This window comes from Actinocorallia sp. B10E7 (assembly GCF_039871655.1).
GTDB lineage: Bacteria > Actinomycetota > Actinomycetes > Streptosporangiales > Streptosporangiaceae > Actinocorallia.
On the sequence record NZ_JBDPLZ010000001.1, the window covers coordinates 758,753 to 783,936 of the forward strand.

Sequence of the window (25,184 nt, forward strand, 5' to 3'; positions counted from 1 at the left end):
GGCTATTCCTCCGGATCGGCGGGAGCTGCGGTGATCTGGGTGCCGTCGACCGTGGCGGTCAGCGTGGCGGGGTCGAGGGCGGGCGCGGGACGGGAGATGCCGTCGGGCGAGGTGGCCAGCCCGACCTGCCCGTCGGACTGGACGATCCAGCCGATGGCCTCCCTGGTGGGGCCCGTCGCCCGGTACAGGCCGGACGGCTTGCGGGCCTCCTGGAGCGTGTAGGAGTACGTTCCTCCGGCGACGGTCACCTCACCGGCGATCCCGCCGGATTCGGACCGCCCGGTGAGGCCTGCGCCGTCCTTGCCGACGAGCCGGAGCCCGGTGTCCGCCGCACCCTTGAACCAGGCCTCCAGGCTCTGGCCGTCGCACAGGTAGGCGATGGCCTTGCCGGCCCGGATCGTGATCGCCAGCGGAACCCGTTTCCCCTTGATCTCGGCGTATCCGGCGTAGCTGCCGTCGGCGGCCGGGGTGCCCGCCGGGGAGGCTGCGGGTTCCGGAGCGTCGGAGGCGGGAGGAGGGGTGGCCGCCGGGGCGGAGGCGGCGGGCGCGGCGGCCGGAGGCCGCCCGTCGTCCTGATTCGCGTGGACGTCGAGCCCGAAGACGACGCCGCCCACGACGACTCCCGCGGCCAGGGTGAGCAAGGGTGTGATCTGCTTCATCAGACGGCTCCCGGAATCGTGTCGCCCTGCCCTGAAGGGGACTGGCGTCAGTCTGCTCCGATTCGGAGAGGGGCGCAGTAGATCTCGGGTGACGATGTGAGATCGATCACGACACAGGTGTAGACCTGTAATGATCCGCAGGAGGCCAGGGGGCGAGCCCGGGTGTCGGCGGCGCGTCTTAGGCTTGATCCATGACGATGAGCTTTCCCCGGCAGAGCGCCAGGACCCGCCGTTTCACCCTGGGCGCGCCACGCGGCATCACGATCGCTCCCGACGGTTCGTCCGTGGTCTTCCTGCGCAGCCGGGGAGGCACCGACCCGGTCACCTGCCTGTGGAGGCTCGATCCGGCCACCGGCCGGGAGACCCTCCTGGCCGACCCCGCCCGGCTGAACGTGGACGAGAGCGACCTGCCGGCCGAGGAGCGGGCCCGGCGGGAGCGGGCCAGGGAGGCCGCGGGCGGCATCGTCGGCTACGCCACCGACGAAGCGGTCCGCAAGGCCGTCTTCGCGCTGGCCGGGCAGCTGTTCCTGGTCGACCTGACCGACGGCGCGGTGCGGCAACTGCCCGCCGTGACGCCGGTCTTCGACCCTCGGCTCGACCCGCGCGGCAACCGGGTCGCCTACGTCGCCGAACGCGCCCTGCACGTGATCGAGCTGGACACCGGCACCGACACCGTGGTGGCACGGCCGGAGAGCCCGCAGATCTCCTGCGGGCTGGCCGAGTTCATCGCCGCCGAGGAGATGGGGCGGATGCGCGGCTACTGGTGGTCGCCCGACGGGCAGAGCCTGCTGGTCTCCCGGGTGGACGAGACGCCCGTGCAGCGCTGGCACATCGCCGACCCCGCCAACCCCGGACGGCCCGCGCAGGAGATCGCCTACCCGGCGGCCGGCACCGCCAACGCCATCGTCTCCCTGTTCCTGGTGAAGGCCGAGGGCACCGGCAAGACCGCGGTCGCCTGGGACCGCGGCATGTACCCGTACCTGGTCTGCGCGTCCTGGGGCGAGCGCGGCCCGCTGATCGTCGTGCAGACCCGCGACCAGCGCACCCTGCGCGTCCTGAACGTGGACGTGCTCGACGGCGACACCTCCGTCGAGCAGGCCGACCACGACTCCATCTGGCTGGAGATCGTCCCGGGGGTCCCGGCCCGCACCGCCTCGGGCGCGCTGGTCTGGACGCTCGACGACGACGACACCCGGCGGCTGACCGTCGGCGGCGCCCCGGTCACCCCCGAAGGGCTCCAGGTCCGCTCGGTGCTGGGCGTGCGGGGCGAGTCCGTGCTGTTCACCGCCTCGCAGGAGCCGACCGAGGTCCACGTGTGGGACTACTCCCCCGAGGGCGGCGTCACCCGGCTGACGGACGAGCCGGGCGTGTACTCGGCGGTCCGGGCCGGGGACGTCACGGTGCTGACGGGCGCGACCCTGGGCTCCACCCGCTCGCGCACCTGGATCCACGGCACGGACGTCGAGGTCCCCAACCTGGCCGAGCAGCCGGTGATCACCCCGAAGGTCGAGCTGTCCTCCTCCGGGCAGCGGGAGATCCGCACCGCGGTCCTGCTGCCGGCCGGTTTCGACCCGGCCTCCGGCGAGCGGCTGCCGGTGCTGATGGACCCGTACGGCGGCCCGCACGCCCAGCGCGTCCTGTCCGTGGCCCGCATGTACTGCGAGGCGCAGTGGCTGGCCGACCAGGGCTTCGCCGTCGTCATCGCCGACGGCCGGGGCAGCCCGGGCCGCGGCCCGGTGTGGGAGCGCACCATCGCCGGCGACTTCTGCGAGGTCGTCCTGGAGGACCAGATCGCCGCCCTGCACGCCGCGGCCGAGCGGTATCCGCTGGACCTGGAGCGCGTGGCCGTCAGGGGCTGGTCCTTCGGCGGCTTCCTGGCGGCCCTGGCCGTCCTGCGCCGTCCCGACGTCTTCCACGCCGCCGTCGCCGGCGCCCCCGTCACCGACTGGCGCCTCTACGACACCCACTACACCGAGCGCTACCTGGGCCACCCCGACGAGGAGCCGGAGGTCTACACCGCCAACTCCCTCATCGAGGACGCCCCCAGGCTGGAGCGCCCGCTGATGATCATCCATGGCCTCGCCGACGACAACGTGGTGGCCGCCCACACCCTGCGCCTGTCCAGCGCCCTGCTCGCGGCCGGCCGCCCGCACACCGTCCTGCCCTTGTCGGGCGTCACCCACATGACCCCCCAGGAGGTCGTCGCCGAGAACCTCCTGCACCTGCAGGTCTCCTTCCTCAAGGACGCCCTCGCCGCCCGCTGACCGCCCGGCGGCGTTCTGCCGGCGACCACGGCCGTCCTTCGTGCGGGTTCTCCCGTTCGGAGGGCGGCCGTGTCCTTTGCCGGGCACCGGGTTCTCCCGGGAGTCCGGTAGCGCCCGGGAAACACCGTGGAGTTCGCCGGGCGGATTCGGCTCAGCCTGATCGGGCCTGGCTCGCGACCAGGCCGTCCAGTCCGGCCAGGAGCAGTTCGAAGCCGAGGCGGAACTCCTCCGGGGAGGGCACCGCGGCGGCGTCGCGGGCCGTGGCCGCCAGCAGGGGGAAGTCCTCGGCGGGCAGGGCGGCCATCCGGCGGGTGCCCTCGCCCGCCAGGGGTGCGCGGTGTTCGAGTTCCAGGGCGCCGAGGAGGTGGGCGAGGACGGCGCGCATGGCCACGACGCGGGCGCGGCCGGTGAGTCCCGCGGCGGTGAGGACGCCCAGCACGCTCTCGCTCCAGCGCAGCAGCGACGGCGAGGACTGCCGGTGCGCGGCCGTCAGGGGGACGGCGTTGGGGTGGGCGGCGACGGCGCGGCGGACCCGTTCGGACAGCGCCAGGAGCTGCTGCTTCCAGTCCCCGTCGGGGACGGTCGTGTCGACCGGTTCCAGTACCCGCTCCACGATGAGCTCCTCCAACTGGGAGCGGTCTTCAACGTAGCGGTAGAGGGACATCGTGCCCATGCCCAGCCGGGCGGCGACGGCGCGCATGCTCAGCGCGCCGGGCCCGTCGGCGTCCAGGACGGCCAGGGCCGCCTCGGCGATCTGGAGCGGTGTCAGCGATCTGGGTCTCGGCACGCTTGACAGCGTACGGCATACGCCTACATTGGAGAGCGTACGGCATACGCCTACATGGCCCCGAGCGAGGAGCAAAAACGATGGCCTTGAGACAGGGAACCCATCTGCGAGCCCGCGAACTGGAATCCGTGACCGGGCCCGCCGTGCGGGTGCCCGACCCGGACGCGCTGATCCATCTGCAGTTCCGGCGGTTCGCCGGCTGCCCCGTCTGCAACCTGCACCTGCGCTCGATCGTCACCCGGTACGACGAGATCCGGACGGCCGGGATCCGCGAGATCGTCGTCTTCCACTCCCCCGCCGACCAGCTGCGCGAGCACGTGGCCGAGCTGCCGTTCGCGGTCGTCGCCGACCCGGGCAAGAGGCTCTACCGGGAGTTCGGAGTCGAGTCCTCCAAGCGGTCGCTGCTGCATCCCCGCGCCTGGTGGCCGGTGCTCCGGTCGCTGGCGCGCTCCACCGCGCTGCTGCTGCGTGGCCGCACCAAGGCCCCGTCCCTCTTCCCCGACGGGGGGAGGTGGGGACTGCCCGCCGACTTCCTGATCGCGCCGGACGGCCGGGTGCTCGCCTCCAAGTACGGCGAACATGTCTACGACCAGTGGTCGGTGGACGAACTGCTCGCTCTCGCCTCCCGCTGACCGCCCGGCGGCGTTCTTTGCCGGAAGGTCGGGCAGCGCCCCGGAGCCGTGGCACTCACCCATGGTCCCAGTTAATGCAATTTGCTATAGTGCAAATTGCATTAGCTAGGAGAGTGCTCATGGCACGTTGGGACCTGGTGGGGACGACGGTGATGGCGCTGCTGACGCAGAAGCCGCGACACCCCTACGAGCTGCACCGCTTCATCCTCGACACCCGCAAGGACTACGTCTCCGGGCTCCCCCGGAGCCTGTACCACGCGGTGGACCGGCTGGCCCGGGACGGGCTGATCGAGGTGGCCGAGGTCGAGCGGGAGGGGCGGGGGCCCGAGCGCACCGTCTACCGGATCACCCGGGAGGGCCGGGAGGAGCTCGCGCACCGGCTCCGGCACATGCTGGAGCGGCCCGACCCGGACACGACCGTCATCCACGCGGCCCTGTCCCTGAGCGGAGTACTGCCGTCAACGGAGATCGCACGCTGCCTCCGGGTGCGCGCCGCCGCGCTGGAGGGGCTCGTCACCACCGCCGACGCGACACTCCAAGGACTCGATCTGCCGCGGATGCTGCTACTCGAGGTCGAGTACTCGCGAGAAGTGAACGCCGCGGAACTCTCCTGGATTCACCGTCTGCTCACCGAACTCGCCTCAGGCGAACTCGCCTGGGCCGGACTCCTGGAGAAAGAGGAGTGAGAGGCATGTCCGACCTCGAAGCCGTCCGACGGCTCTTGGAGAAGCTCAACGAAGCCTGGAACGACGGAGACGCGCGCGCCTACGCGGAGCTCTTCGTGGAAGACGCCGACTACGTCACGTTCTTCGGGCACAACTTCGCGGGAAGGGAGGCGATCGAGGAGAGCCATCGCGGGCTCTTCGAGGGCCCTCTGCGCGGGAGCAGGCTCGGGGAGGGGGAGCCTCCGAAGATCCGGTTCCTCACCCCGGACGTCGCGGTCGTGGTCCAGTCCGTGCCCGCGCCGGCCGACCCGAGCCAGTGGAGCACCGTCACCTTCACCGCCGTCCGGACGGAGGAGGGCTGGCGGTTCGGCTCCTTCCAGAACACCCGGCGCGCCCCCGTCCCCGGGGCGCCCTCCTGAAGACCCGCTCGCCGAAGCGGCGGGGCGGTCAGCGGATGCTGCCGGCGATGCCGTCGAGGACGAGGGCGAGTCCTCCGCGGAACTCCTCGGCGCGGGAGAGGCGCTGGGTGGCGCGGGTGCTCGCGGCGAGGTGGGGGTAGTCGGCGCGGGAGATCTCCGGGGCCGGCCGGGCCTCGACGCCGGGGAGGGAGTCGCGGTGCTCCAGTTCCATGGAGCCGATGACGTAGGAGATCAGGGCGCGCAGGGCGACGGCGCGGCGCTCGCCCCGGAGGCCGGCCTCGGCGAGGACCGCCAGGACGGCCTCGGCCCAGCGGCGCATCGAGGGGACGTGCCTGCGGCGGGCGACGGCCATGGGCATCGTGGAGGGGTGCGCCGCCACGGCCACGCGCACCCGGTCGACCAGGAGTTCGACGCGGTTGCGCCAGGGCGCCGGGGGGAGGTCCAGGGAGACGGAGCCCAGGACTCGCTCCACGATCATGATCTCCAGCTCCGCCCGGTCCTCGACGTAGCGGTAGAGGGACATGACGCCCATGCCGAGGTGGTCGGCGACGGCGCGCATGGAGAACGCCTCGGGCCCCGACTCGTCGAGGACGGCCAGGGCGGCGTCCACGAGCCGTTCCGGCGTGAGCGAGCGAGACTTCGACACCCTTGACAGGGTATGTCAGCACAAGTCAACCGCCTTCCGGGCACCCCGGAGGAAGGGTGCCGGAGCGCCGGGTACGGTGAATTCGAACCCTGTTCCGAAGGAGCACGAGGCGCCCGCCGGGTCGCTCACCCCCGCGAGGGGTTCCCGGTGAGCGTGTGAAGTCCGTCACCGGAGTGGTCTGGACCAACCGGCGTTTTCCCCTGCCCGGCAGCACTCATAGCCTGCGGCTATGGAAACTAGACGGTTCATGACTTGGACCTAATAGTTGTCACATTTGTACGGTTCGGCCCGTGGCTATTGCGACGATCCCCGCCCTCTACCGGTCCACGGTGGGCAAGAAAGCGATCATGGCCGTGACCGGCGGCCTGATGGTGCTTTTCATCATTGGACACATGCTCGGCAACCTGAAGATCTTCTTCGGGCTCGAGGAGTTCAACGGCTACGCGGCCTGGCTGCGGACCATCGGTGAGCCCGCCCTGCACGAGGGCTGGTACCTGTGGATCCAGCGAGTGGGCCTGCTGGTCGTCATCTTCCTCCACTTCAGCTCCGCCGCCGAGCTGACCGCGCGGGCCAAGCGCGCGCGTCCGGTGAAGTACCAGCACCGCGCCAAGGTCAACGGCTCCTACGCGGCGCGCACCATGCGCTGGGGCGGTGTGATCATCCTGCTGTTCCTGGTGTGGCACATCCTCGACCTGACGGTCGGCACCGTGAACCCCAACGGCGTGCACGGTGAGGCCTACCAGAACGTGGTCGCCGGCTTCGCCCCCGACCGCTGGTGGGTCACCGCCTTCTACGCGGCCGCCGTCATCGCGCTCGGTTTCCACCTGCGCCACGGCCTGGTCAGCGCGGTGCAGACGCTCGGCCTGAAGAACCCCAAGCGCGAGATTCCGCTGAACCTCTTCGCCACCGCCGTCTCCCTGCTGATCGTCGTCGGATTCCTGGTTGTTCCCTTCTCCGTGACCGTGGGGTTGATCGACTAATGAGCGAGACCGAATACTTCAGCGTCGGCGAGCCCGTCGCCGACACCAAGGCCCCGGCGGCCACCCCCATCGAGGACCGCTGGACCCAGCGCAAGTTCGACGTGAAGCTGGTCAACCCGGCCAACAAGCGCAAGAAGACCGTCATCATCGTCGGCACCGGCCTGGCCGGCGGCTCGGCGGGCGCCACCCTGGGCGAGCTCGGCTACAAGGTCATCCAGTTCTGCTTCCAGGACTCCCCGCGCCGCGCCCACTCCATCGCCGCGCAGGGCGGCATCAACGCCGCGAAGAACTACCGCAACGACGGCGACTCGGTGCACCGCCTGTTCTACGACACGGTCAAGGGCGGCGACTTCCGCGCCCGCGAGTCCAACGTGCACCGCCTGGCGGAGATCTCCACCCAGATCATCGACCAGTGCGTCGCGCAGGGGGTCCCGTTCGCCCGCGAGTACGGCGGCCTGCTCGACAACCGCTCCTTCGGCGGCGCTCAGGTCTCCCGCACCTTCTACGCCCGCGGCCAGACGGGCCAGCAGCTGCTGCTCGGCGCCTACCAGGCGCTGATGCGCCAGGTCGACCTCGGCAACGTCGAGCTGCACGCCCGGCACGAGATGCTCGACCTGATCATGCACGAGGGCAAGGCGCGCGGCGTCGTCGTCCGCAACCTGATCACCGGCGAGATCAAGTCCTACACCGCCGACGTGGTCATCCTGGCGACCGGCGGCTACGGCAACGTGTACTTCCTGTCCACCAACGCCATGGGCTCCAACGTCACGGCGGCCTGGCGGGCGCACAAGAAGGGCGCGCTGTTCGCCAACCCCTGCTACACGCAGATCCACCCGACCTGCATCCCGGTCTCCGGCGACCACCAGTCGAAGCTGACTCTGATGTCGGAGTCTCTGCGCAACGACGGCCGCGTGTGGGTGCCCAAGGAGGGCGGCGACGCCCGCAAGCCTTCGGACATCCCCGAGGACGAGCGCGACTACTACCTGGAGCGCATCTACCCGGCGTTCGGCAACCTGGTGCCGCGTGACATCGCCTCCCGCGCCGCCAAGAACGTCTGCGACGAGGGCCGCGGCGTCGGCCCCGGCGGTCTGGGCGTCTACCTGGACTTCGCGGACGCCATCAAGCGCCTCGGCCGCGACGCCGTCGCCGCCAAGTACGACAACCTCTTCCAGATGTACGAGCGCATCACGGGTGAGAACCCGTATGAGCAGCCGATGCGCATCTACCCCGCCGTGCACTACACGATGGGCGGCTTGTGGGTGGACTACGACCTCGAGTCGACCATCCCCGGCATGTTCGTGCTCGGCGAGGCCAACTTCTCCGACCACGGCGCCAACCGCCTCGGCGCGTCCGCGCTGATGCAGGGTCTGGCCGACGGCTACTTCGTCATCCCCCAGACCGTCGGCGACTACCTGGCGAAGAACCCGGCCACCCCGGTGCCGGACGAGACCGTCCAGGCGGTCGAGGACGAGGTCAAGGGCCAGGTCGAGAAGTTCCTGTCGATCAAGGGCAACCGCACGGTGGACTCCTACCACCGCGAGCTGGGCCAGATCATGTGGGAGTACTGCGGCATGGAGCGGACGGACGAGGGCCTGCGCAAGGCCATCGGCATGATCCGCGAGCTGCGCGAGGACTTCTGGGAGAACGTGACCGTTCCGGGTTCCGGCGACGACCTCAACCAGTCGCTGGAGAAGGCCGGCCGGGTCGCCGACTTCCTGGAGCTCGGCGAGCTCATGTGCATCGACGCCCTGCACCGCACCGAGTCCTGCGGCGGCCACTTCCGGGCCGAGTCCCAGGACGAGGAGGGTGAGGCCAAGCGCGACGACGAGAACTTCTCCTACGCCGCCGCCTGGGAGTGGACCGGAGGCGACAAGCCGGTCCTCCACAAGGAAGAGCTCGTCTTCGAGTACGTCAAGCCGAGCACCCGCTCTTACAAGTAAGAGGCGCGAACACCTATGAAGCTGAAGCTCCGCATCTGGCGTCAGAAGGACGCGGCTGACAAGGGCCAGATGGTCACCTACGACGTCGACGGCATCTCCGAGGACGCCTCGTTCCTGGAAATGCTGGACGTGCTGAACGAGCGCCTCACCCTGGAGGGCGAGGAGCCGATCGCGTTCGACCACGACTGCCGTGAGGGCATCTGCGGCATGTGCTCGCTGGTCATCAACGGCCAGCCGCACGGCCCCGAGCGCAACACCACCACCTGCCAGCTGCACATGCGCAAGTTCAAGGACGGCGAGACGATCGACGTCGAGCCGTGGCGCGCCAAGGCCTTCCCGGTCGTCAAGGACCTGGTGGTCGACCGCGGCGCGTTCGACAAGATCATCGAGGCGGGCGGCTACATCTCCGCGCCGACCGGCACCGCGCCGGACGCGCACTCCACCCCGGTGCCCAAGGCCGACGCCGACAAGGCGTTCGTCGCGGCCGAGTGCATCGGCTGCGGCGCGTGCGTGGCGGCCTGCCCGAACGGCTCCGGCTCGCTGTTCATGTCCGCCAAGGTCTCGCACCTGGGCCTGCTGCCGCAGGGCCAGCCGGAGCGGGACAGCCGCGTGCTCAACATGGTCAAGACCCATGACGAGCTGGACTTCGGCGGCTGCACCAACACCGGCGAGTGCACCGTGGCCTGCCCGAAGGGCATCCCGCTGGAGTTCATCGGCCGGATGAACAAGGACTGGCTGAAGGCCTCCGGCAAGTAGCCTCCGCCGCTACGGCACGGGTCGGCACGGCCGACGCGAGAGACGCTCCAGGGCTCGCCCTGGAGCGTCTTTTTGTTGGGTTTTGTCACTCCCAGACCGTTACAGGACAGATCTTGAAAGTTGTTCATTTCTGTCACTACTCTTAGCGGGCTCGACGCGAGGGATTCGAGCCTTCTCCTCGCCGTCCCCCCCGAGTTTCGCCCCACGAGGAGCCCTCCTTGAAGATCCGCAAGTCCGCTCTGGCCGCCGCGACCCTGGCCCTGGCCATCACCCCGGCCCTGACCGCCGTCACCCCGGCGCAGGCCGCCCCCTCCAAGGCCGTCGTCCTGGGCGCCGCCGTCGCCGAGGAGCTCAGCCTGGTGGAGCAGGTTCTGGCGGCCTTTCCCCCCACCATGGCGGAGATCGCCCGCCAGGTCCTGGCCGGTGACTTCACCCGGTTCTTCGAGCTGTTCGGCGAGGCCATGAAGCTGACGCCGACCGAGATCAACGCGATCTTCGCCAAGCTCCAGGAGATCATGGGCCAGTTCGGCGGCACCCCGACCGAGCCGGTGCCCACCACCACCCCCGCCCCCACCACCGAGCCCGCGCCCGTCACGGAGCCGACCGCCACCGTCGCGCCCGCCTCCTACACCGGCGGCCCCGTCTTCGTGCGGATCTCCGCCCCCGGCGACTCCGTCCAGGACCAGAAGGTCGCCTGGGTCCTGGACGCCCTGCTGAAGGACGCCGGCAAGAAGCGCAACGCCCCGCTCCTGGCCAACATCCTGGTCAACGTGGCGCTGTCCGCCCAGTAGGCGCCCCCCGGCACTCCGGAAGCCCCCGCCCCTCCCGGGACGGGGGCTTCCGCCGTCCCGGGCCCGGACACGCGAGACCGCCTCGCCCCATTCCCCGAATGGGGCGAGGCGGACAAGGGCGCCCTGGAATTCACCTCCGGATGGTTCTTCACGCTTGATTGATAATCAAAACGAGCATCCGGATAAATGGGCAGGTCAGATGGGCGGTCGCACGATGAATTCACATCGCAAAGAGGACTCCTGATAGCATCGATTTCCCATGAGCCCCTCGATCACCCCGGTCGCGACAGATTCGATAAACGACCGAAAGTTCGGGGCGACCAGTGCAGAAGCGACGAATCCGCGGTGGATTCCCGCAATGGCCGCGCTTTTCTTCGGGGCCGTCTACACGCTGGTCTCCCTCGGACGCCACGCGCGGATGGAGACCAGCGCGTACGACCTGGGGATCTTCACCCAGGCGGTCCGCGGTTACGCGGGGCCGGGTGCGCCGCTCTCGGAGATCAAGGGCCCCGGCTTCCACCTGCTCGGGGATCACTTCCACCCGATCCTGGCGGTCCTGGCGCCGTTCTACCGGCTCTGGCCCGACGCCGCGATGCTGCTGGTCGCCCAGAGCGTGCTCGTGTGCGCATCGGTGTTCCCCATCGCCCGGTTCGCGATCCGGCGAACCGGGCGAGCGGCGGGGACGGCCGTCGCACTCGCCTACGGGCTGTCGTGGGGACTGCAGGGAGCCGTCGCATTCGACTTCCACGAGATCGCCTTCGCCGTCCCGCTCCTGGCCTTCGCGATGGTCGCCCTCGCCGAGAAGCGCTGGACCGCCGCCGCCTGCTGGTCGCTGCCGCTTCTGCTGGTCAAGGAGGACATGGGCCTGACCGTCGCGGCAGTCGGCCTTTACCTCGTGTACCGGCGCAGACGAAGGCTCGGTCTCTTCCTGGCCGCGGCGGGAGCGGCCGGCGTCGTGCTGTCGATCCGGGTGTTCGTCCCCGCCTTCAACCACGCCGGCGTCTACCCGTACGCCGACCGCGCATCCGACGGGCTGTCCGGCGTCCTCCGCCTGCCCGCGGGCTTCGTCGAGCACCCCGAGAAGTTCGGCCTCGTCCTGCTCCTGCTCCTGGCCACCGCGTTCACAGCGCCGCGCTCAAGCCTCCTTCTCATCGCGGCTCCCTCGCTCACGGCCCGGTTGGCCTCCGACAACCCGCTCTACTGGGACACCGGCGACGTCCATTACAACGCGATCCTCATGCCGATCGCCTTCGTCGCGGCCGTCGAGGGAATGACCGCGCTACGCGCGAGCACCCGTCCGCCGCTCCGCCTCCACGCCGCCGCGGCGCCCTGGATCGCGCTCGCGGTCGCGATCGCCCTCGTCCCGCAGCGCTCCTTCGGCGACCTGCTCAGCCCCGCCTTCTACCGCGCCGACCCCCACACCGTCGCCGCCGACCGGGTACTACGCCTCATCCCGGACGGCGCCTCCGTGGCGGCCAGCAGTCGCCTGACTCCCCGGCTGGCCCACCGAACCGACGTCGTCGTCTTCCCCAGCGAAAGCAGCCGCCCCGTCCGCTGGATCGCCCTCGACCTGAAGCGGCGGACGGACGTACCGCGACCGGTGGCCGTCCAGGACTCCGCACAAGCCGACCTTCCGGGGCTCGGCTTCGAGCTCGTCGCCCAAGAGGACGGCGTCATCCTCTACCGGCTGCCGTAGCCGCCTCCGCGGGCCCGCACGGGCGGGCCCGCGGAGGGATCAGGCGCTGGGGGTGTCCTCGCCCTTGCGGACGATGCCGAGCTTGGAGCCCAGCCAGACCAGCGGGTCGTACTTCTTGCCCGCCACCCTCTCCTTCATCGGGATCAGCGCGTTGTCGGTGATCTTGATGTGCTCGGGGCAGACCTCGGTGCAGCACTTGGTGATGTTGCACATGCCCAGACCGTGGTCGTTCTGGGCGATCTCACGGCGGTCCTTGACGTCCGCGGGGTGCATCTCCAACTCGGCGATGCGCATGAGGAAGCGCGGGCCGGCGAACTGCGGCTCGTTCTCCTCGTGGTCGCGGATGACGTGGCAGACGTTGTTGCACAGGAAGCACTCGATGCACTTGCGGAACTCCTGCGAGCGCTCCACGTCGACCTGCTGCATCCGGAAGTCGCCGGGGGCCACGTCGCCGCCGTCGAACGCCGGGATCTGGCGGGCCTTCTCGTAGTTGAACGACACGTCGGTGACGAGGTCGCGGATCACGGGGAACGTCCGGACGGGGGTGACCGTGATGGTCTCGTCCTCGGCGAACGTCGACATCCGCGTCATGCACATCAGCCGCGGCTTGCCGTTGATCTCGGCCGAGCACGAGCCGCACTTGCCCGCCTTGCAGTTCCAGCGGACCGCCAGGTCCGGGGTCTGCGTGGCCTGCAGCCGGTGGATGACGTCGAGGACGACCTCGCCCTCGTTCACCTCGACCTCGAAGTCCTGCAGCGAGCCTTCACCGCTGTCTCCGCGCCACACGCGGAACCTGCCCAGATAGCTCATGAGGGGATCTCCTCCTCGGTGAGGTACTTCTTCAGTTCGGAGGTCTCGAAGAGGGCCAGCAGATCCGGACGCATCGGGTCCAGCGGCTGGCGCCGCAGCGTCACCTTGCCGTCGTCGTCCAGCCGGCAGACCAGGTTGACCTTCCGCCATTCGGGGGACATGGCGGGGTGGTCCTCGCGGGTGTGGCCGCCGCGCGACTCCTGGCGCTCCAGCGCGGCCCTGGCCACGCACTCGGAGACGAGCAGCATGTTGCGCAGGTCCAGCGCGAGATGCCAGCCCGGGTGGTAGCCGCGCCCGCCGGGCCCGGCCTCCTGGACGCCCACGCCCGCGACCCGCTCGCGCAGCTTCTCCAGCGACTCCAGCGCCTCCTCCAGCTCGCTCTCGGTCCGGATGATGCCGACCAGCTCGTTCATGGTCTGCTGGAGCTCGCTGTGCACGGAGTAGGGGTTCTCGCCCTCGGGGCGGCCGAACGGGGCCAGCGCCTCGGCCGCCGCCGCCTCGATCTCCGCCGCGGGCACCGCGGGCGGGGCGTCGAGGGCCTCCAGGTAGTCGACCGCGCCGGCGCCCGCCCGGCGGCCGAAGACCAGCAGGTCCGACAGGGAGTTGCCGCCCAGCCGGTTGGAGCCGTGCATGCCGCCGGTGCACTCCCCCGCCCCGAACAGGCCGGGGACCAGCGCCGCGCCGGTGTCGGGGTCGACCTCGACGCCGCCCATGACGTAGTGGCAGGTCGGGCCGACCTGCATCGGCTCCTTGGTGATGTCGACGTCGGCCAGTTCCTTGAACTGGTGGTACATCGACGGGAGCTTCCTGGTGATCACGTCGGCGGGAAGCCGCGAGGAGACGTCCAGGAAGACACCGCCCTGCGGGGAACCCCGCCCGGCCTTCACCTCGGCGTTGATCGCGCGGGCGACCTCGTCACGCGGCAGCAGCTCCGGCGGGCGCCGGTTGTTGTCGGGGTCGGTGTACCAGCGGTCGCCCTCCTCCTCGGTGGTGGCGTACTGCTCCTTGAAGACCTCGGGGATGTAGTCGAACATGAAGCGCTTGCCCTCGGAGTTCGTCAGCACCCCGCCGTCGCCGCGGACGGACTCGGTGACCAGGATGCCCTTCACCGAGGGCGGCCAGACCATGCCGGTCGGGTGGAACTGGATGAACTCCATGTTGATCAGCGTCGCCCCGGCCAGCAGCGCCAGCGCGTGGCCGTCCCCGGTGTACTCCCAGGAGTTGGACGTCACCTTGAACGCCTTGCCGATGCCGCCGGTCGCCAGGACGACGGCCGGGGCCTCGAAGACCACGAACTTTCCCGTCTCGCGGACGTAGGCGAACGCACCGCAGATGCGGTCGCCGTCCTTCAGCAGCCTCGTGACGGTCGTCTCGGCCCACACCTTGAGCCGGGCCTCGTAGTCGCCGAACTCGGCGTGGTCCTCCTGCTGGAGGGAGACGATCTTCTGCTGGACGGTGCGGATCAGCTCCAGGCCGGTCCGGTCGCCGACGTGCGCCAGCCGGGGGTAGGTGTGGCCGCCGAAGTTCCGCTGGGAGATCTTGCCGTCCTTGGTGCGGTCGAACAGCGCGCCCCAGGCCTCCAGCTCCCACACCCGTTCGGGAGACTCCTTGGCGTGCAGCTCGGCCATCCGCCAGTTGTTGAGGAACTTGCCGCCGCGCATGGTGTCGCGGAAGTGGACCTGCCAGTCGTCCTTGCTGTTGACGTTGCCCATCGCGGCGGCGGCGCCGCCCTCGGCCATGACGGTGTGAGCCTTGCCGAGCAGCGACTTGGAGATGACCGCGACCTTCTTGCCGCGCAGCCGGGCCTCGATGGCCGCCCGCAGGCCCGAGCCGCCCGCGCCGATGACGACGACGTCGTACTGGTGTCGTTCGAATTCAGTCATGAGGGCCTTCAGTTGAAGAAACGGAAGTCGTTGATGATGTCGCCGGCCACGAGCATCACGTAGAAGTCGGCGACCACCAGGGAGCCGAGCGTGATGAGGGCGTACGTGCCGTGCTGGGCGTTGATCTTCGACACCCAGGTCCAGAGGCGGTAGCGGACGGGGTGCTTGGAGAAGTTCTTCAGCCGGCCGCCCATCACGTGCCTGCAGGAGTGGCACGAGAGCGTGTAGAGCCACAGCAGGACGACGTTGGCGAGCAGGATGAGGCTGCCCAGGCCGACGCCGAAGCCGCCGTCCTTGCCCTTGAAGGCGAGGATCGCGTCATAGGTGTTGATCACCGAGATGACCCCGGCGATGAGCCAGAAGTACCGGTGCAGGTTCTGGCCGATGAGGGGGAAGCGGGTCTCGCCGGTGTACTTGGCGTGCGGCTCGCGGACGGCGCACGCCTGCGGGGAGGCCCAGAAGGACCGGTAGTAGGCCTTGCGGTAGTAGTAGCAGGTCAGACGGAAGAGCAGGAGGAACGGCAGGGAGACCAGGGCGTAGGGAATGAAAAAAGGCACGGTCGCGGGTACGAACGTGCCGAAGTGCGCGGCGCTCCCCGTCACACCGTCCAGGGTGACGCTTCTACAGGCCTCGTTCACGCAGGGCGAGTAGAACGGGGTCAGGTAGTTGTACTCCGGGACGTAGAAGGCCCCGCCCCACATCGCGCGGACCGTCGCGTAGACGACCCAGGCGGTGAAGAAGATGAACGTGACATATGGGTATTTGCGCCAGTTGTCGGTCCGGAAGGTCTTCGCCGAGATCCGCGCCCGCGTCTTCGCGGGCGCTTCGACCGTAGCCATCGCAGCCTCCTCAGGGGTCTGAGGAAGGCGACCTTACGCTCTTCCCCAGCCGATGTGACACAGCTAACAACGAGTCATCTCCTTGTGATGCTCATCACATATGCTTCCCCCCTAGTCGATAGCCTGAGGCTATGGACAGGACATCCATAGGGAATTGGTTTTGGCTGAGTGATTTGCCTTTTATGCCCCTTCCCCTTCCCCCGGCACGGGAACCTCACCCCATGTCCGCCCGCGTTCTCCGGGCCCCGCGTTCTAAGGTGGACGCAGGTTTCCCGATGACAGGAGCAGGCGGATGACGACCCCGTCCGAACAGCCGAGGTTCAACCCCCAGCAGTACGGACAGCCGGGGCAGCAGGCCCCGCAGGGGCACCCCCAGAACCCGCCGCGGCAGTGGCAGCCCGGCCCCCAGCACACCGGCCCGCAGCAGGCCTTCCCCGGCCAGACCGGTCCCCAGCCCGCCCTTCCCCCGCAGGGCCACACCGGACCCCAGCAGGCCCTCCCCCCGCAGGGGCAGCAGCGCCCGCCGCAGCCGCCCCCTCCCGGCCAGTCCCAGGGGCATCCCGTCGTCCGCAAGAAGGGCTTCTTCGGGGCGCTGCTGGACACCAGGTTCGACGCGATGGTCACCCCGATGCTCATCCGGGGCTTCTACCTCCTGTCCCTGGCCGTCATCACGCTGCTCAGCATGTTCCTGTTCCTGGGCATCTGGGGCCTGGACGGCAACAGCGGGGACTCCGACAGGTTCTTCTACGTGGCCGTCGTCGTCGCCCCCCTCTTCTGGCTGTTCCAGGTGGTGCTGACGCGGATGGCGCTGGAGTTCGTCATCAACCAGTTCAAGATCACCGAGGAGCTGCAGAAGATCCGCCGCAACACCACGGGCCGCTGAACATCTCAGTTCGAACCCCCTGCGGGGAACCGGACTCTTACTCTGAGGCAACCCCCTACGTCTCAGGAGTCTCCCGTGTTCTCTCGCGTCACGCTGTGCGCGGCCGCCAGCGCCCTGCTGCTCACCGGCTGCCAGGACGACACGTCCACGACCACGTCTCCCCCGTCGCCCGGCACCTCGACCGCCGTGGCCTCGGCCGACCCCGGCCAGGGCCAGGTGCTGCGCTCGCGCGGCTTCACCGTCACCGTCCCCGCCGGGTGGAAGCAGGTCGACCCCACCACGGACACCTCCGAGGTCGTCCAGGTCTCCTGGGGGATCAAGGACAACCCGTTCGGGGACGTCGTGCTGGAGCTGAACAAGGAGCTCAAGGACAAGGGCGCGGTCTGGGCGCTCGACCCGGCCTCGGCCTCCGGCTCGTTCGCCGTCCACCTGGACGCCTCCTGCACCTCCGGAGGCCTCACCGGCAGCGACCTGGAATCCCTGCGCAAGAAGGCCCAGGCCAAGGACGGCGCCCAGGTGGAGGACACGACCGTCAGCGGGAAGCCCGCGCTGAAGATCAGCGTCGCGGGCGCCCGCGCCTACGACCAGACCTCCTACCGGCAGCTGGAACTCCGCGTTCCCGTCTCCGACGACGAGTTCTGCTCCGTCTCCCTAGAAGGCCCGCCCGAGGCTCTCACCCCTGCCGTGGCCGACCCGATCCTCGCGTCCTTCGCCCTGGCCTGAGGCCGGCGGCGGAGACGAACGATGATCTTTGACGATGCCCTGGTGCCGCGGGCCCAGGGCCTGGCGCTGTTCGACGCCCTGGCGTCGGCCGAGAAGACGCTGCACGCCGATCCCGGCGGGCACGGAGACGTGCCCTCGTTCGAGAAGGACGATTCGCTGCGGTTCTTCGCCCGGCATCTGGGCTGATATCCGTCTGCGGCCTCGTTCTCAGTACATCGAGATGTGGACATGGTCCCAGTGGGCCGCCTCATCGAGGCCGCGGACACCGGCGGGCGACCCGCGAACGCGTGACGTGAGAAGGACGGCGCCCGTGTCTATGATGCGGATACCTGGCCGCAGACCTCTCCCCTCGGAGGCCTCATCCATGTTGCGAGCCGAAGACCTCTTCCAGGACGCCGCCGATTTCGAGGCCGTCCCCCTCGCCGAACGCGACCCGCTCAGGGAACCCGACGGCCTCCTGGAGGCCCAACTGCTGGACACCCGGGTCGAGACCCTCGTCTCCCGCGCCGGCCTGCTCCTGGAACTGCGCACCACCATGGGGTTCCCCAAGGGCGACGCCGCCGTCCTCGTCGCCTGCGGCGTCCGCGAGTTCACCTGGTCCGCCGACCCCCGCCCCGCTCCCAGAACCGCTTGGAACGTGGTGGCCTCCACTCCCGGCGCCGAGGACGGCCTGTTCGCCCTCGACCTCGACTTCCTCCCCCGGGCCCGGCTGCGCCTGGTCGCCGAGAGCGCCGAGTTCTACGTGGCCGACGTCCCCCGCCTCGGCCCCCGCGTCCCCGACTACGAGGCCGACGAGGCCGACGCCATCCGCAACAACCTTCCTTCCTGGTCCTCCCCCGTCTCGTTGAGGGGCATCTCCTCCTTCGCGGTCGGATCCCCGGCCCTCTGAGAAGGCCCCGGCCGGGCCTCTGGGCCCTTTTCGTCGATCGTGTCCTTCGGTTGCGGCGGCGAATGGGTGTGAATTCCCGTCACTTGCGTCAGGGGGCACAGAAGACGTCACAGAAGACCCTCCAGAATCGGCCTGATCACTTGTAGAACGCCGTTCAGGGAGTGGACATGAAGAAGGCCTTCGTCGCGTTGACCGCCGTGCTGGCTCTGGCTCTGACCGGATGCGCGGCCCCGGAGGTGACGAACACCCCGGACGGGGCCGACAAGGAGCAGGGGCAGAAGCAGGACGCCGCCAAGGCGGCGAAGGTCGGCGACAAGATCACCCTGGCGGGCAGCGACGAGGAGTTGAAGATCGCGGTCACGGTGCTCAAGGTCGTGAACACCAAGAGCACGGACGAGTTCACCACTCCGGAGAAGGGGAACCGGTTCGTCGCCGTGCGGCTCGCCCTCAAGAACGTCGGTTCCCAGGCCTACGACGACTCCCCCTCCAACGGAGCCAAGCTCATCGACGCCGACGACCAGCAGTACGACGCGGCCCTGGTCACCGGGGTCGCGGCCGGCCCTCTCCTGGACACGGTGAAACTCGCCCCCGGAAAGGGCCGCCAGGGCGTCATCGTCTTCTCGGTGCCGAAGAAGACCAAGCTCGCGGGCTTCCAGTTCGCCCTGGACAGCGGTTTCGCCCCGCAGACCGGAGAGTGGACGCTGGGCTGATCCGGGGAGCCGCCGGCTCCGTCAGTCAGGCGCGGGGATGGCGGATGAGCAGTGCCGCGTGCACTTCCTCGCCCGTCTCCGTCATGTAGAGATGCGGGACGTCCGAACGCCAGGAGGCGTGGGCTCCGGGGGGGATGACGACGGGCGCGTCGAGGGGGCCCACCCTGGCGGTGCCGGCGAACACCGTCAGATGCTCGGTGACGCCCTCGGGGTGCGCCGGGGAGACCTGGCGGCGGCCGGGGCGGATGCGCAGACGGTAGAGCTCGGTGATGTGGTCCCGGTCGTCGAACGTCTCCAGCAGCTCAGCGGAGACGGCCTCGCCGTGGACGGTCTCGGCGGCGCGGGCGCCCGGGTCCGCGAGGACGGCGGCCAGGGGGACGTCCAGTTGCGCCGTGATCGCATAGAGCGTCTCGACGGTCGGGTTGCGGGTGCCCGACTCCAGCGCGGACAGCGTGGCCTTGCCGACGGACGCGCGGTGCGCCAGCTCCGAAAGGGAGATCCCCCGGGCCCGGCGGAGTTCACGGATGCGCCGCCCGATCTCGGCGGCGAAGGTCGGTCCGTCGGTCATGGGCCCCAAGCATGCCCGACGGGGGTGTTCCGTTCACGGAACGGGGCGTTCTACACTCACTGTTCCGTAAACGGAACACTCGGGCTCCCCCGGCCCGCGAGGTGGTGGCGCACGTGAGACTGCAACCGGTACTCGCCGGAATCGTGCTGGCGATCGTCGGCTTCGCCAGCTCGTTCGCCGTCGTGCTCTCCGGCCTGCGCGCGATCGGCGCGGACGAGCGGCAGGCCGCGTCGGGGCTGCTCGTCCTGTCGGTCACGATGGGGCTGAGCGCCGTCTACCTGGGGCTGCGGTACCGAACGCCGATCAGCATCGCCTGGTCCACGCCCGGCGCGGCGCTCCTGGCGGCCGGAGTCGGCCAGGGCATCACCTACCGGGCGGCGCTGGGGGCCTTCGCCGTCACCGGGATCCTCCTCGCGATCACCGGGCTGTCCGCGCGGCTCGCCCGGCTGCTCGCGGCGATCCCCGTCCCGCTGGCCTCGGCGATGCTCGCGGGCGTCCTGCTCCCCCTGTGCCTGGCGCCGGTGAAGGCCGTCGCCGAACTGCCCCGCGCCGCCGTCCCCGTCGTCCTGACCTGGCTGGTGCTGGGGCGTTTCGCCCGCACCAAGGTGTGGGCCGTGCCCGCCTCCCTGGCCGTCGCCGTCGCCGCCATCTGGCTGACCCGCTCCCCCGAGACCCCCGCCCTGTCGGGCTACTGGCCCGTCCTCACCTTCGAGTGGCCCTCCTTCTCCTTCAACGCGCTCATCGGCATCGCCCTACCCCTGTACATCGTGACGATGGCGTCCCAGAACATCCCCGGCATGAGCGTGATGGCCGCCAACGGCTACCACCCCGACCTGCGTCCCATCCTCGCCACCACCGGCGCCGGCACCGTCCTGGGAGCCCCGTTCGGCGGGCACGCCATCAACCTCGCCGCCATCACCGCCCAGCTCGCCGCGGGCCCCGAAGCCCACCCCGACCGCGACCGCCGCTGGATCGCCTCCGTCACCGGCGGCTTCGTCTACCTGCTACTCGGCCTCACCTCGGGCCTGGCCGTCTCCTTCATCTCCACCGCCCCGCCCCTGCTCATCGAGTCCGTCGCGGGCCTGGCCCTCTTCGCCGCCCTCGCCTCCTCGCTGCACGCCGCCGTCCAGGACCCCGACGCCCGCGAGGCCGCCGTCATCGCCCTCGTCGTCTCCGCCTCAGGCATCACCGCCCTGGGAATCGGCGCACCTTTCTGGGGCCTCCTGGCAGGCCTGGCCTACCACCGGCTCACCTCGCGCTCCTCACCGCCGAAGAAAGCGGAGACCCACCCCACCAGGAGCCCGTGACACCGCGGCGCTCTCCTCCTGCGAAAGTCCCCTCCGATGTCACACTTCGGCGGGCCGTCTCGTGCTCTGGATGTGAACGATCTCGTGACCGACGGCTTCGACGTGCTGCGGCCCCGGCTCGTCCGGGTGGCCTACGGGGTGCTCGGCGACCTGGCCGAGGCCGAGGACGTCGTCCAGGAGGCGTGGCTGCGGATGTGGCGCGCCGGGGTCGACGGGGACGTCGAGGGCTGGCTCGTGGTGACGGTGTCGCGGCTCGCCCTCGACGTGCTGAAGTCGGCCCGGCACCGCCGGGAACGGTACGTCGGGCCCTGGCTTCCAGAGCCCGACGTCACCGCCCCGGACCCGGCCGACCGGGTGACCCTGGACGAGTCGATGAGCCTGGCCCTGCACGTCGTCCTGGAGTCGTTGAGCCCGGCCGAACGCACCGTGTTCGTCCTGCACGACGTGTTCGGGCTGGCCTTCCCCGAAGTGGCGAAGGCCGTCGGACGCACCCCGGAGGCGTGCCGTCAGCTGGCCTCACGTGCGCGTCGGCACGTCCGCGCCCGGGCTCCCCGGTTCGACGTGGACGAGGCGGAACACCGGCGGGCCGTGGCGGCCTTCGCCGAGGCCGTCTCGGGCGCCGACCTGGAGAAGCTGCTGGGCGTGCTCGACCCCGACGTCGTCCTGCGCACGGACGGCGGCGGGCGGGTGCGCGCGGCACGCAACCCCGTGGCCGGCGCCGAACGGGTCGCCCGGTTCCTCGTCGGAGTCCGGACGAAGTTCGCCTCCGCCTCGGTGTTCGCCCCGGCGACGGTCAACGGCGCTCCCGGCCTGCTGCGCGTCCAGGACGGTTCGGTCAACGGCGTCTTCGGCTTCACCGTCGTGGACGGACGGATCCGCGAGATCGACATCCAGATGAACCCCGACAAACTCAGGAGCCTCGATGAGGATTGACCTCCGGAACACCGCCCCCGATCTCTACAGAGGGCTGGCCTCGATCGAGAAGTACATACGGTCGTCCGGGCTTCCCGACTCCACCATCGACCTGCTGTACCTGCGCATCAGCCAACTCAACGGCTGCGCCTACTGCGTGGACCTCCACAGCGCCGACCTGAAGAAGAACGGCGAGGACGACCGCCGGATCTGGGGCGTGGCCGCCTGGCGCGAGTCGCCCTTCTACACCCCGGCCGAACGCGCCGCCCTGGCCCTCGCCGAGGAAGGCACCCTCCTGCCCGGCCGCGAGGGCGTCTCCGACGCCGTCTGGGAGGAGGCGGCCGAGCACTACCCGCAGGAGCGGCTCGCCGCCCTCGTCGCGGTCATCACCGCGATGAACGCCTGGAACCGGATCGGGGTGATCAACCGGCTCTCGCCCTGAACCAGGCGGACGTCCGGAGACTCTCATCGAGGAAATCCCCCCCTTTCTCAGGAGTCCCCCATGTTCCCCCGCCTCACCCGACGCGGCTCGTGGCGCGCCTGCACCGCGGTCCTTCTCCTCCTCACCGCCGCCTGCACCGACGGCACGTCACCGTCACCGTCGCCATCGCCGGAGAAGACGGCCTCCGGGCTGCCCGCGCCGCCCGCCGGACCGGACACCCGGCCCGCGCTCGCCACGGTCGACGTCGACACCAACGACAGGTCGCGGCTGGAACTCGTCGGGCTCAACCGGTACGGGCCCGAGCACGTGCTCGTCCAGATCCGGATCACCAACACCCACGACGACCACCTCAACCCGATGCACCAGATCAACGACCACGTCAGCGACCGGCCGGACTTTCAGCACGCGACCGGGATCGCCCTGGTCGACGCGGAGGCCCGGCAGGTGCTCGCCCCGCTGCGGACCCCCGGCGGATGCGTCTGCTCCACCGACGAGGACGACTACAAGTCGTATCTCGACCCGGGCGAGCACAAGACGTTCTTCGCGGTGGTCCCCGCCCCGTCCGGCGGCGCCCGCACGACGACGGTGCTGCACCAGATGGGCGCCCCGTTCCTCAACGTCCCGATCAGCGACGAACCCCCGACGGCTCCGCCCGGCCAGGCCGTCCCGCCGCCCGTCGGGGAGAAGGTCGTCTACCCGATCGAAGCCCACTCCGAGGACCCCGACACCGAGGTCCGCGACAACGGCCGCGAGGTGGAGGTCAGCATCTCCTCGGACGTGCTCTTCGCCGTCGACTCCTCCGCTCTCGCCCCCGCCGCCGGCCGCCTGCTGGAGAAGACCGCCGCCCGGATCGGCGGCGGCACCGTCAGGGTCGAGGGCCACGCCGACTCCACCGGCACCGACGAGATCAACGATCCGCTCTCCCAGCGTCGCGCCGAAGCCGTCGCCGAACGTCTGCGCGCCCTCGTCCCCGGCGCGGTGTTCGAGCCGAAGGGCTTCGGCTCCCGCCGCCCTCTCTACTCCAACGACGAGGAAGAGGGCCGCCGCCGCAACCGCCGCGTCACCATCACCTTCACCCGCACCGAGGCCACGCAGACCCCCGCGCCCGCCACGTCCTCCACGAGCTCCCAAGCCGACGGCTTCACCGTCGCCCCTGACGCCTTGCGCCCCATCGGCGGCGGCCTCGGCGTCCTCACCTACACCGTCACGAACACCAACCCTGAAGAGACGTGGCGCCACGAGATGTCCCACGACGAGGGTTGGCAGCGCATCCGCTTCAACGCCGCCATCAACGTCGAGCTGGCCGACGGCGACCACCGCATCCGCCCCGCCCGCTACACCGTGAGGGACAGCAGCTCCCGCGCCAACCTCTGCCTGTGCTCCTCCACCTCGGGCGTCTGGATCGGCGCCAACAACTTCGACCCGAAGGAGACCAAGCACTTCTGGGCACTCCTCCAGCTCCCCTCCGCTCCCACGACCACGGCCGAGATCGGCGACCTCCCCGCCGTCCCCGTCTCCGTCACGCAGTGACCCCGCAGGGCCGGACGCGCGCTCCCGCGACCGGCCCTGCTCCCCGTTCACCCGTCCCGACGCGCATTCGCCGTCTCCTCCGCCAGCGCCGCGCGCAGCTCCTCCTCGGAATCCATGATGATCGTGGGGATGAGGTCGGGTACTGGACGCCGCCGGACCGCGCCCCAGTACTCGCCGTGCCGCGACAGCCATACCTGCCAGTCGGGGAAGTCCCGCTCGACGCCCGCCGTAGCGCTGTTCTTCATGCTCCGCGTGTCCTCTCACCTGGGCCGATGCACGCCCGGCCGAATGCCGGAACCACCGGACAGGCTGCCGCCAGGCGATTACTCTCGGCTACGAATTCGCGTCAACCGGACGGCCACCCGCCCGTTCCCCCGCCAACCACGCGCCGGAGGACACTGATGTCCCATGCCGCCTACGAGTCCGACCCCGACGCGCTACGCGCCCACTTCGCGATCGAACTCCGGCGGCAGCGCACCCGCGCCGGCCTGTCCATGAACCAGCTCGCCAGGGCCCTCGGCTGCACGCCCCAATGGGTCTCCCAGCTGGAGCAGACCGTCAAGCCCGTCCCCGAACAGTCCGCCCTCGACGTGGACACCTACTTCAAGACCGACGGCTGGCAGGAGAACGACGGCCTGTTCATCCGCATCCACCGCGCCATCCAACGAGCGGGCCAACGCCGCGTCCTCCGGCAGGATTTCGAGACCTACCTGAAGTTCGAGCAGCAGGCCCAATGGTTCAGCTCCTTCGCGAACCAGGCCGTTCCAGGGCTACTCCAGACTCGCGAATACGCCACGGCGCTGATGAACCCCCACCATCATCCGGAGGCACTCGCGGCGAGAGTGGACGGACGGATGGGCCGCCAGGAGATCCTCAACGAGTCCAGGCTGAAGAAGGCGATGTTCGTGGTCGACGAAGCAGTACTGCGTCGCCCTCTCGGCGGCCCCGAGGTGATGGCCGAACAGGTCGAACGGCTCATCTGCTATGCGGAATCCCCCACCGTCCAGATCAGGGTTCTCCCATTCGCCCACGCGACCTCGCTTGCTTCAGAAGGCAGCTTCGTCATCCTCGGCTACGCTCGCGAGGACGATCTCGTCTACTTCGAGAACATAGGAATGGGTCAACTGATCGAGGAGCGCGACAAGGTTTCAGACTGCACGATCCGATTTGCTGACATCCTGGGCGAAGCCCTGCCCCGAGCTGAATCCATGCAATTCCTGAAGCAAGTCCGTGAGGATTACCTGTGAACCCCCGGCTCTCCACTCTGCACTGGCGTAGAAGCAGCCACAGCGACGGTTCCGGCGGCGAATGCGTTGAAATCGCCCCGGTACCGGGCCACGTCCTGGTCCGCGACTCCAAAAATCCCGAAGGCCCCGTCCTGGCCTTCCGAAACACCGCTCTCGGTGCGCTGCTCAGCGAGCTCCGCACGAACGGGCACTGACGACAGGGCTCC

General features: G+C 69.8%; 28 protein-coding genes. 20 read left to right on the forward strand and 8 right to left on the reverse strand.

The features are described 5' to 3' along the window. Nucleotides 1-2 precede the first annotated feature (2 nt). Complete coding sequence (locus ABGB12_RS03715; protein WP_347674583.1) at nt 3-659, reverse strand: hypothetical protein; 657 nt, start codon at nt 657-659, stop codon at nt 3-5. 191 nt (nt 660-850) lie between these two features. Between ABGB12_RS03715 and ABGB12_RS03720 the strand changes: the two genes are divergently transcribed. Then, entirely contained in the window at nt 851-2,923 is a 2,073-nt protein-coding gene (locus ABGB12_RS03720) for an alpha/beta fold hydrolase (protein ID WP_347674584.1), read from the forward strand. A 151-nt stretch (nt 2,924-3,074) separates the two neighbouring features. Here ABGB12_RS03720 and ABGB12_RS03725 read toward each other — a convergent pair whose 3' ends face one another. Then, the gene (locus ABGB12_RS03725) at nt 3,075-3,710 is read right to left on the reverse strand and encodes a TetR/AcrR family transcriptional regulator C-terminal domain-containing protein (RefSeq protein ID WP_347674586.1); all 636 of its coding nucleotides are present in this window, start codon (nt 3,708-3,710) and stop codon (nt 3,075-3,077) included. Between the two features lie 80 nt (nt 3,711-3,790). Between ABGB12_RS03725 and ABGB12_RS03730 the strand changes: the two genes are divergently transcribed. The 3 genes from ABGB12_RS03730 to ABGB12_RS03740 all read left to right on the forward strand — a co-directional run bounded on the left by ABGB12_RS03730 (nt 3,791) and on the right by ABGB12_RS03740 (nt 5,426). Next, the gene (locus ABGB12_RS03730; RefSeq protein ID WP_347674588.1) at nt 3,791-4,342 is read left to right on the forward strand and encodes a peroxiredoxin-like family protein; all 552 of its coding nucleotides are present in this window, start codon (nt 3,791-3,793) and stop codon (nt 4,340-4,342) included. A gap of 119 nt (nt 4,343-4,461) precedes the next feature. After that, a complete protein-coding gene (locus ABGB12_RS03735) occupies nt 4,462-5,028 on the forward strand; it encodes a PadR family transcriptional regulator (protein WP_347674590.1) in 567 nt (188 codons plus the stop codon). A 5-nt stretch (nt 5,029-5,033) separates the two neighbouring features. Then, the gene (locus ABGB12_RS03740) at nt 5,034-5,426 is read left to right on the forward strand and encodes an SgcJ/EcaC family oxidoreductase (protein ID WP_347674592.1); all 393 of its coding nucleotides are present in this window, start codon (nt 5,034-5,036) and stop codon (nt 5,424-5,426) included. 28 nt (nt 5,427-5,454) lie between these two features. On the opposite strand, the gene ABGB12_RS03745 is transcribed toward ABGB12_RS03740, so the two are convergent. Continuing rightward, nucleotides 5,455-6,072 (reverse strand): TetR/AcrR family transcriptional regulator, encoded by a 618-nt coding sequence (locus ABGB12_RS03745; RefSeq protein WP_347674594.1) that lies wholly within the window; start codon nt 6,070-6,072, stop codon nt 5,455-5,457. A 290-nt stretch (nt 6,073-6,362) separates the two neighbouring features. Here ABGB12_RS03745 and ABGB12_RS03750 point away from each other — a divergent pair, with 290 nt between their 5' ends. The 5 genes from ABGB12_RS03750 to ABGB12_RS03770 all read left to right on the forward strand — a co-directional run bounded on the left by ABGB12_RS03750 (nt 6,363) and on the right by ABGB12_RS03770 (nt 12,235). After that, nucleotides 6,363-7,052: a succinate dehydrogenase cytochrome b subunit gene (locus ABGB12_RS03750; protein WP_347674596.1), complete on the forward strand. Its 690-nt coding sequence runs from the start codon at nt 6,363-6,365 to the stop codon at nt 7,050-7,052. Next, nucleotides 7,052-8,992, forward strand: a complete 1,941-nt coding sequence (locus ABGB12_RS03755; RefSeq protein ID WP_347674597.1) for a fumarate reductase/succinate dehydrogenase flavoprotein subunit — start codon at nt 7,052-7,054, stop codon at nt 8,990-8,992. The genes ABGB12_RS03750 and ABGB12_RS03755 overlap by 1 nt, the downstream gene beginning before the upstream one ends. 15 nt (nt 8,993-9,007) lie before the next feature. Further along, nucleotides 9,008-9,748: a succinate dehydrogenase/fumarate reductase iron-sulfur subunit gene (locus ABGB12_RS03760; protein ID WP_347674598.1), complete on the forward strand. Its 741-nt coding sequence runs from the start codon at nt 9,008-9,010 to the stop codon at nt 9,746-9,748. Nucleotides 9,749-9,966: 218 nt separating this feature from the next. After that, on the forward strand, nt 9,967-10,539 hold the full coding sequence (locus ABGB12_RS03765; RefSeq protein WP_347674600.1) for a hypothetical protein: 573 nt from the start codon (nt 9,967-9,969) through the stop codon (nt 10,537-10,539). Nucleotides 10,540-10,897: 358 nt separating this feature from the next. Beyond that, nucleotides 10,898-12,235: a DUF2079 domain-containing protein gene (locus tag ABGB12_RS03770; protein WP_347674601.1), complete on the forward strand. Its 1,338-nt coding sequence runs from the start codon at nt 10,898-10,900 to the stop codon at nt 12,233-12,235. Between the two features lie 39 nt (nt 12,236-12,274). Here the strand turns inward: ABGB12_RS03770 and ABGB12_RS03775 are convergent, their stop codons facing one another. From ABGB12_RS03775 to ABGB12_RS03785, 3 genes are read right to left on the reverse strand one after another with little or no spacing between them, the layout of a single operon-like run. Then, nucleotides 12,275-13,045: a succinate dehydrogenase/fumarate reductase iron-sulfur subunit gene (locus ABGB12_RS03775; protein WP_347674602.1), complete on the reverse strand. Its 771-nt coding sequence runs from the start codon at nt 13,043-13,045 to the stop codon at nt 12,275-12,277. Next, the gene (locus tag ABGB12_RS03780; protein ID WP_347674604.1) at nt 13,042-14,928 is read right to left on the reverse strand and encodes a fumarate reductase/succinate dehydrogenase flavoprotein subunit; all 1,887 of its coding nucleotides are present in this window, start codon (nt 14,926-14,928) and stop codon (nt 13,042-13,044) included. Before ABGB12_RS03780 ends, ABGB12_RS03775 begins: the two co-directional genes overlap by 4 nt. Before the next feature lie 8 nt (nt 14,929-14,936). Continuing rightward, on the reverse strand, nt 14,937-15,767 hold the full coding sequence (locus ABGB12_RS03785; protein ID WP_347674606.1) for a hypothetical protein: 831 nt from the start codon (nt 15,765-15,767) through the stop codon (nt 14,937-14,939). Nucleotides 15,768-16,059: 292 nt separating this feature from the next. Between ABGB12_RS03785 and ABGB12_RS03790 the strand changes: the two genes are divergently transcribed. From ABGB12_RS03790 to ABGB12_RS03810, 5 genes are all read left to right on the forward strand, one after another. Then, a complete protein-coding gene (locus ABGB12_RS03790; RefSeq protein ID WP_347674608.1) occupies nt 16,060-16,650 on the forward strand; it encodes a DUF4282 domain-containing protein in 591 nt (196 codons plus the stop codon). A gap of 75 nt (nt 16,651-16,725) precedes the next feature. Next, a complete protein-coding gene (locus tag ABGB12_RS03795; protein ID WP_347674610.1) occupies nt 16,726-17,373 on the forward strand; it encodes a hypothetical protein in 648 nt (215 codons plus the stop codon). A gap of 21 nt (nt 17,374-17,394) precedes the next feature. Beyond that, on the forward strand, nt 17,395-17,559 hold the full coding sequence (locus ABGB12_RS03800; RefSeq protein WP_347674612.1) for a hypothetical protein: 165 nt from the start codon (nt 17,395-17,397) through the stop codon (nt 17,557-17,559). 178 nt (nt 17,560-17,737) lie between these two features. Continuing rightward, nucleotides 17,738-18,262 (forward strand): hypothetical protein, encoded by a 525-nt coding sequence (locus ABGB12_RS03805; protein WP_347674613.1) that lies wholly within the window; start codon nt 17,738-17,740, stop codon nt 18,260-18,262. Between the two features lie 167 nt (nt 18,263-18,429). Next, on the forward strand, nt 18,430-18,972 hold the full coding sequence (locus ABGB12_RS03810; protein ID WP_347674614.1) for a DUF4352 domain-containing protein: 543 nt from the start codon (nt 18,430-18,432) through the stop codon (nt 18,970-18,972). A gap of 25 nt (nt 18,973-18,997) precedes the next feature. On the opposite strand, the gene ABGB12_RS03815 is transcribed toward ABGB12_RS03810, so the two are convergent. Next, nucleotides 18,998-19,540 carry a helix-turn-helix transcriptional regulator gene (locus tag ABGB12_RS03815; RefSeq protein WP_347674616.1) on the reverse strand — a complete coding sequence of 181 codons (543 nt, stop codon included), beginning with the start codon at nt 19,538-19,540 and terminating at the stop codon, nt 18,998-19,000. 113 nt (nt 19,541-19,653) lie between these two features. On the opposite strand from ABGB12_RS03815, the gene ABGB12_RS03820 reads away from it, so the two are divergent. From ABGB12_RS03820 to ABGB12_RS03835, 4 genes are all read left to right on the forward strand, one after another. After that, entirely contained in the window at nt 19,654-20,847 is a 1,194-nt protein-coding gene (locus ABGB12_RS03820; RefSeq protein ID WP_347674618.1) for a benzoate/H(+) symporter BenE family transporter, read from the forward strand. Between the two features lie 72 nt (nt 20,848-20,919). Beyond that, a complete protein-coding gene (gene sigJ, locus ABGB12_RS03825; RefSeq protein WP_347674619.1) occupies nt 20,920-21,780 on the forward strand; it encodes an RNA polymerase sigma factor SigJ in 861 nt (286 codons plus the stop codon). Beyond that, on the forward strand, nt 21,770-22,201 hold the full coding sequence (locus tag ABGB12_RS03830) for a carboxymuconolactone decarboxylase family protein (protein ID WP_347674620.1): 432 nt from the start codon (nt 21,770-21,772) through the stop codon (nt 22,199-22,201). The genes sigJ and ABGB12_RS03830 overlap by 11 nt, the downstream gene beginning before the upstream one ends. A 60-nt stretch (nt 22,202-22,261) precedes the next feature. After that, nucleotides 22,262-23,731: an OmpA family protein gene (locus ABGB12_RS03835; RefSeq protein ID WP_347674621.1), complete on the forward strand. Its 1,470-nt coding sequence runs from the start codon at nt 22,262-22,264 to the stop codon at nt 23,729-23,731. A 47-nt stretch (nt 23,732-23,778) separates the two neighbouring features. Here the strand turns inward: ABGB12_RS03835 and ABGB12_RS03840 are convergent, their stop codons facing one another. Continuing rightward, entirely contained in the window at nt 23,779-23,976 is a 198-nt protein-coding gene (locus tag ABGB12_RS03840) for a hypothetical protein (RefSeq protein WP_347674623.1), read from the reverse strand. A gap of 156 nt (nt 23,977-24,132) precedes the next feature. On the opposite strand from ABGB12_RS03840, the gene ABGB12_RS03845 reads away from it, so the two are divergent. Next, nucleotides 24,133-24,978 (forward strand): helix-turn-helix transcriptional regulator, encoded by an 846-nt coding sequence (locus ABGB12_RS03845; RefSeq protein WP_347674624.1) that lies wholly within the window; start codon nt 24,133-24,135, stop codon nt 24,976-24,978. Then, entirely contained in the window at nt 24,975-25,172 is a 198-nt protein-coding gene (locus tag ABGB12_RS03850; protein WP_347674626.1) for a DUF397 domain-containing protein, read from the forward strand. The genes ABGB12_RS03845 and ABGB12_RS03850 overlap by 4 nt, the downstream gene beginning before the upstream one ends. Nucleotides 25,173-25,184 lie beyond the last annotated feature (12 nt).